The 3004-nt window shown below is 69.6% G+C and carries 2 protein-coding genes and 1 pseudogene; all 3 read left to right on the top strand.

The genetic code is table 11. The features are described 5' to 3' along the window. A pseudogene (locus KBX39_RS33610) lies at positions 1-156 on the top strand (L-arabinose isomerase); the annotation flags it as partial. Positions 157-403: 247 nt separating this feature from the next. Continuing rightward, positions 404-2482, top strand: a complete 2079-nt coding sequence (locus KBX39_RS27545) for an RICIN domain-containing protein (protein WP_247660666.1) — start codon at positions 404-406, stop codon at positions 2480-2482. Positions 2483-2802: 320 nt separating this feature from the next. Further along, the coding region (locus KBX39_RS27540; protein ID WP_210873268.1) for a LacI family DNA-binding transcriptional regulator at positions 2803-3004 on the top strand (202 nt) is incomplete at its 3' end.

The following is a 3004-nucleotide window of genomic DNA, read 5'->3' as shown; positions in this document are numbered from 1 at the left end:
GTGCTCTCCCAGGCCGTCGGCGTGGAGGAGCTGCGCGACCTGGCGGCGATGGCCCGGACCGAGCTGGTGGTCATCGACGCGGAGACGCGCCCGCACCGCTTCGCCGACGAGCTGCGCTGGAACCAGGCGTACTACCGGCTCGCCCGGGGCTTCTGAACCCCCTCGCCGCCCGCCGCGCCGACCCCGCGTGGCGGGCGGCGTGTTACGCCTTGACGAACGCCATGTTATCGCTCACAGTCGATGGATAGGGTCACCGGCACCGCTCGCGGGCCGTTCCGGGCGCGATCTGCGCCGCAGTTGCCAGGGATCCGACTCCCGCCTGGGTGGGCATCGCTGTTAGCGATAACGCCGACGTCGTCGGCGCGCGTCGCCGTGCCCGGGCTCCGGTCGACGAAGGAGGATCATGGTGACGGCTCGACTGTCCCGTGGACGTGGACGCCTGTCCCGGCTGCTGGCCGGGGTGGTGGCGCTGCTTGTCGGTGGCGTGGTGGTGGGCGCCGTGCCCGCGCCCGTCTCCGCGGCCACCGTGGACACCAGCGCGTACTACGTGCTGGTGAACCGCAACAGCGGCAAGGCGCTGGACCTGTACAACCAGGCGACGAACGACGGCGCGCGGATCACCCAGTGGACGCGCAACGACGGCGCCTGGCAGCAGTGGCAGTTCGTGGACTCCGGCGGTGGCTACTACCGGCTGCGCTCCCGGCACTCGGGCAAGGTGCTGGACGTGACCGGCGCGTCCACCGCCAACGGGGCCGCGGTGGTCCAGTGGACCGACCACGGCGGCACCAACCAGCAGTTCCGGCTGGCCGATTCCGACAGCGGGTACGTCCGGCTGATCAACCGGAACTCGAACAAGGTGATGGAGGTGCAGAACGCCTCCACCGCCGACGGCGGCAACATCGTCCAGTACGACGACTGGAACGGCGCGAACCAGCAGTGGCAGCTGGTGCGGGTCGGCGGCAACCCGGGTGACCCGGGCACGCCGAGCGGCAACTTCACCAACCCGGCGGTCTGGCAGGACTTCGCCGACGTCGACATCATCCGGGTCGGCGACGTCTACTACATGTCCGCCTCCACCATGCACTACTCGCCCGGCGCGCCGGTGCTGCGCTCCTGGGACCTGGTGAACTGGGAGTTCGCCGGGCACTCGGTGCCGCGGCTGGAGTTCGGCACCAAGTACGACCTGAGCGCCAGCGAGCAGGCGTACGTGGACGGCATCTGGGCGTCGACGCTGAACTACCGGCCGAGCAACCGCACGTTCTACTGGGCCGGGTGCATCGATTTCGCGCAGACCCACATCTACACCGCCACCGCCGTGGACGGCGCGTGGAGCCGCCTCGCCACCATCCCCAACTGCTACTACGACGCCGGCATGCTGATCGACGACAACGACACCATGTACGTCGCGTACGGCAACGGCACGATCAGCGTGGCCCAGCTCTCCGCCGACGGGCGCAGCCAGGTGCGGGCGCAGCAGGTCTACCAGACGCCGTCGAGCATCGGCACGCTGGAGGGGGCGCGCTTCTACAAGCGCAACGGCGCGTACTACATCTGGCTGACCCGGCCGGCCAACGGCCAGTACGTGCTGAAGTCCACGAACGGCCCGTTCGGCCCGTACGAGCAGCGGCAGGTGCTGCTGAACCTGCCCGGCCCGATCTCCGGTGGCGGCGTGCCGCACCAGGGCGGGCTGGTGCAGACGCAGACCGGCGCCTGGTACTACATGGCATTCACCGACGCCTACCCGGGCGGCCGGATGCCGACGCTGGCGCCGATCACCTGGACCTCCGACGGCTGGCCGCAGCTGCAGACCGTCAACGGGGCCTGGGGCGCGAGCTACCCCAACCCGCTGCCGACCCGCCCGGTCAAGCCGCTCACCGGCACCGACACGTTCTCCGGCACCACGCTCGGCCCGCAGTACGAGTGGAACCACAACCCGGACAACAGCAGGTGGTCGGTGAACAACGGCCTGCGCCTGCAGACCGCCACCGTCACGAACGACCTGTACCGGGCCCGCAACACGCTCACCCACCGCATCCAGGGTCCGACCTCGACCGGCACCATCGAGCTGGACTACTCGACCATGCGCGACGGTGACCGGGCCGGCCTGGCGATGCTGCGGGACAGTTCGGCCTGGATCGGCGTACGGCGGGACAACGGCGCGACCCGGGTGGTGATGACAAACGGTCTGACCATGGGCTCGAACTGGAACACCACGAGCACCGGCACGGAGATCGCCAGCGCGGCGGTGTCCGGCGGGCGGATCTGGTTGCGGGCCAACGCCGACATCCGCCCCGGCTCCGGACGGCAGGCGCGGTTCTCCTACAGCACCGACGGGGTGAACTTCGTGTCGCTGGGCAACGCGCTGACGCTCAACAACGCGTGGCAGTTCTTCATGGGCTACCGGTTCGGCTTCTTCAACTACGCCACGCAATCGCTTGGCGGTTCGGTGACGGTGCGGCAGTTCTCGCTGACGACACCGTGACAACGGTCACCATTCGCGGCCGTTGACACATCTTCATAGCCCGGGGTGCGGCTCCGGCAATCGCCGGAAATGCCGCACCCCGGGCCCAATTCCACCCGCTCCGAGCTGCCTGTTCGTGCCGCTGCGCAACGGAAGGGAATGAGCCGCCTGCCGATTCCGCGATAATCGGCGCGCCACGGTGGGAACGGTCGATCTGCGGTAGCGATACCGATGGGACCGCTGGCGTAGACTGTCGCCACCCGGGACGGTCCGGTCGAGATCGACCGGGTGTGGCCGCCGCGGGCAGTGGCGAAAGTGAGGTGGCCGTGCGCGGTCCTGCGATGACGGACGTGGCTCGCCTCGCCGGGGTTTCGCACCAGACGGTCTCCCGGGTGCTCAACGGGCATCCCAACGTGCGTGAACAGACCCGGCTGCGGGTCCAGGCCGCCATCACCGAGCTCGGCTACCGGCCCAACCGCGCGGCCCGCGCGCTGGTGACCGGCCGTTCCCAGGTGATCGGCGTGGTCGCGCAGAACACCACGC

The organism is Micromonospora sp. D75 (genome assembly GCF_018070405.1).
In the GTDB taxonomy this organism is placed as follows: Bacteria; Actinomycetota; Actinomycetes; order Mycobacteriales; family Micromonosporaceae; genus Micromonospora; species Micromonospora chalcea.
This window is presented reverse-complemented; position numbering and strand designations above follow the sequence as displayed.

What these genes read in the sequence shown, in the direction of transcription:
- KBX39_RS27545 (WP_247660666.1), top strand. Translation starts at nt 404, where the DNA reads ATGGTGACGGCTCGACTGTCCCGTGGACGTGGACGCCTGTCCCGGCTG.